The following is a 3,780-nucleotide window of genomic DNA, read 5'->3' as shown; positions in this document are numbered from 1 at the left end:
CCTTTTGTAAGATATTAGGATAGGAGGATTCTATGAAAAAAACTATTACAATTGATCCTATAACAAGAATTAGTGGATTTTTAGAAACTAAAATAGAAGTTGAACAAGATGTAATTATTAATGCAGAAACTAGTGGACTCCTATTTAGAGGTTTTGAAAAGATGCTTAAAAGTAGGCAGCCCTTAGATGCCATATATTTTACTGAAAGAATTTGCGGCATATGCTCTACAGCACATGCCATGGCTTCTACACTGGCATTAGAGGATGCATTGAAGGTTAATGTAAGTGTAAATGATATGTATATACGAGATTTAATGCATGGTTTTGAATTCATACAAAATCATTTGAGACAATTTTATAATTTGACTATGCCAAGTTATGTAAAAATGCCTAATATTAGTCCACTATATTCAGATCAATATGATGATTACAGACTTTCAGAAGCTGAGAATAAAAAATTAAGTGATCACTATATTGATAGCATAAAATACAGTAGATTAGCCCATGAAGGTTTAGCTGTGTTGGGTGGCAAAGCACCTCATTCCCATGGTATTTTTGTTGGTGGGGTTACGGTAAATATGAATTCATATAAGTTGGTAAAAATTCAATCTATAATAGCTAAATTAAGGGAATTTATTAGTAATATTATGATACAAGATATAAAAATAATTTCTGAATATTATCCGGACTATTTTGAAATGGGGCAAACTTATAATAATTTTATGAGTTATGGCATTTTTAATCATTACGCTGAACCTGAAATAAGTTATGTAAAATCGGGTGTGTTAATTGATGGAAAGAAACAAAACTTTGATAGTAGTAAAATTACAGAAAATATACTGCACAGTTGGTATGTCAGTGATAAACAGAATGAGAATCCATCAGAAGGTAATATTGATGAAATTGATTTAGCTAAGAAAGAAGGATACAGTTTTATAAAATCACCTAATTATGATGGCTATTCTATGGAAGTTGGACCTTTGGCTAGATTAATAATTGCAGGTGAATATAATGGCGGTAGCTCCTGTATGGACAGAAATGTTGCAAGGGTACTGGAAACTAAAAAGATAATAGAAATTATGGGTGGTTTGTCAAGACGCATCAAACTACTTCCTAGTAATCAAGAGGTATATAATATTCCAGATGAAAGTTTTGGTGCAGGGCTAACTGATACTACAAGAGGAGCATTGGGGCACTGGGTCAAAATAGAAAATAAACTTATAAAGTACTACAATATTATAACCCCAACAGTTTGGAATATGAATCCTAAAGATGAAAATGGAAGGTTTGGAATTGGAGAAAAAGCATTGGTTGGAACTAAAATAAGAAATATAAAAGAACCTATAGAAGTGGGAAGAATTTTAAGATCTTTTGATCCTTGTGTTTCTTGTGCAACTCATTTAGTAAGTAATAAATGTGAACTTGCTTATGTAAAGGTACTAGTATGAAGGTAAAAGTTATTGCAATAGGAAACACTCTAATGGAAGATGACGGTGTTGGTATTGTAGTTTTAGAAAAACTAAGAGAAAGTTTTGTGAAAAATAATATAGAAGTCATAATTGGAGAAACAGATTTTGAGTACTGTATTTCTTTAATAGAAGAAGGTGATTTCATATTTTTTATAGATGCAGCTTACTATGGTAAAAATCCAGGAGAGCTAACAATAAATTCGCTGGCTGAATACCAGTATAACAAAAAATATTACACACAGCATAGTTACAATGTAATAGATTTAATAAAATCATATTATAAAACTGTCAATGGATACATTATAGGTATTGAGGTAGGTAAGGTTAGCTTTAAACTTGGTCTCAGCAGAGAGATTGAGGATAATATTAATATAATTTCAAAGAATGTTTTCAAAGAAATCTTATCTAGGTTACCCTGCAAAATTTAGGAGGATAGATAATTGGATTCTCATACTATTCAAAGGTTATATGACATTGACAAAAGAATTAATTACTATACACTGCGCATGATGGCGGTAGGATGCCCATATATTAAAAATTATTATGGAGGTCTAATAAAAAGTGAAGCAAAAAAATTAAATAAATTAGTAAATGCACTGCTTAAAAATAGTGAATTTAGGCAAAATAAAAGACAATTTACTCTTGAGGAATTATCAAAATATAATGGTGCTAATGGAGCCCCCGCATATGTAGCTGTTAATGGTGTAGTATATGATTTGAGTTTAGTTCCCTCATGGGGGGGAGGAACCCATGAGGGGTTATATGCAGGAAAAGATTTGACAAGTCAATTTACTGTGTGTCATAAGGAGGATATAAAAGTATTACAAAATTTACCCAAAGTCGGTGTCATAAAAAAATAATTTGGGAGATGATTTTTATGCATGATATCATATTACTAAGTAAAATATCACAGAGCTTAGATCATTGTTGTAAAGAAGGAAAAATTTCAAAAATAAATAAAATGTCTATTATTGTAAATGAAGATAGCCATATTAATGATAATAATCTACTTCAATATCTTAAAAACTATAATGAAAATTTAATAGATACTTGCACAGAAATAAGCATTGAAATTGGAGACTTACCAGATCAAACTGCCATTATTAAGAACATAGAAGGTGACTCAACTGAATAATGCTCACAAGGATAACCATAAAAAAAGATATTTGATAAATGTATATGGTGTGGTGCAGGGAATTGGTTTTAGACCATTTGTATATAATACGGCTAAGGAATATGAAATTTGTGGATGGGTAAATAATTCTGGTGGTTGTGTTACTATTGATATAATAGGAACGTTAGATAATATTAAAAAGTTTACACTTAAAATAATTAAAAATCCTCCGTCTCCAGCTATTATAAATTCAGTGAAATGTAGAACTCTAGAATATTTATATTATGATGATTTTAATATTAGAGAAAGTTCTAATGAAAATGATACAGTAAAATTTATACTGCCGGATATGAGCACTTGTGAAGATTGTGCTCAGGATATAATGAATGATCCAGGAAGGCGATATAGATATGCTTTTACAAGTTGTACTAAGTGTGGTCCAAGATATTCTGTAATAAAAGCATTGCCTTATGATAGAAAAAATACTACTATGGATTATTTTAAGATGTGCAGTAATTGTGAAGATGAATATACTAATCCACTAGATAGAAGATTTCACTCAGAGACTAATTGCTGTAGAGAATGTGGGCCTTCATTAGTGCTTATAAATAATAAGAACCAGACTGAAAAATGTGGAGATGTAATTGATAAAACTATTGAACTGATAAAGGCAGGAAAAATAGTTGCAATAAAAGGAATTGGTGGCTTTCATTTAGTATGCAATGGTAGAAATAAAAAGGCCATAAGTGAACTTAGAAATAGAAAAAAGAGGCCTAATAAGCCATTGGCAGTTATGATGAAAGAAATTCATACTGTAAATGAATTCTGTGAACTAAATAAAAAAGAAGAACAGATTTTAACTAGCAGAAAAAAGCCAATTGTATTATTGAAAAAAAAATCTAATATAAATCTTCCAGATAACATAGCAGCAGGCCAAAGAAAGCTTGGTGTTATGCTTCCTTATACCCCTATACATTACTTAATATTAGAAAAGGAGTTAGACATACTTATAATGACCAGTGCTAATATTAGTGGATCTCCAATTGAATATAAAAATAATAGTGCATTTAAAAATCTTAAAGATGTGGCGGATTATTTCTTAATGCATGATAGAGAAATTTATATTCCAATTGATGATCCTGTTGTTAAACTATTTAATGGTGAACAATGTGTTATAAGAAGTGGAAGAGGATATGC

5 protein-coding genes are annotated in these 3,780 nt (G+C 30.3%); all 5 read left to right on the top strand.

From position 1 onward, the window contains the following. The first annotated feature begins 32 nt into the window (after positions 1–32). Positions 33–1,448, top strand: coding sequence for a nickel-dependent hydrogenase large subunit (locus ACJDU8_RS25205; protein WP_406794939.1), 1,416 nt, complete (start codon positions 33–35; stop codon positions 1,446–1,448). Next, entirely contained in the window at positions 1,445–1,897 is a 453-nt protein-coding gene (locus ACJDU8_RS25200) for a hydrogenase maturation protease (protein ID WP_265874177.1), read from the top strand. The genes ACJDU8_RS25205 and ACJDU8_RS25200 overlap by 4 nt, the downstream gene beginning before the upstream one ends. Before the next feature lie 12 nt (positions 1,898–1,909). After that, complete coding sequence (locus tag ACJDU8_RS25195) at positions 1,910–2,329, top strand: cytochrome b5 domain-containing protein (protein WP_406794938.1); 420 nt, start codon at positions 1,910–1,912, stop codon at positions 2,327–2,329. A gap of 17 nt (positions 2,330–2,346) precedes the next feature. Beyond that, positions 2,347–2,604 carry a hypothetical protein gene (locus ACJDU8_RS25190; RefSeq protein WP_265874179.1) on the top strand — a complete coding sequence of 86 codons (258 nt, stop codon included), beginning with the start codon at positions 2,347–2,349 and terminating at the stop codon, positions 2,602–2,604. After that, positions 2,588–3,780: carbamoyltransferase HypF (gene hypF / locus ACJDU8_RS25185; protein ID WP_406794937.1), on the top strand; the 1,193-nt coding region annotated here is incomplete at its 3' end. The genes ACJDU8_RS25190 and hypF, both read left to right, overlap by 17 nt.

The organism is Candidatus Clostridium eludens (assembly GCF_045310515.1).
GTDB lineage: Bacteria > Bacillota > Clostridia > Clostridiales > Clostridiaceae > Clostridium_B > Clostridium_B eludens.
The sequence above is the reverse complement of the archived record's forward strand: the minus strand, read 5'-3'. Positions and strand labels throughout refer to the sequence as shown.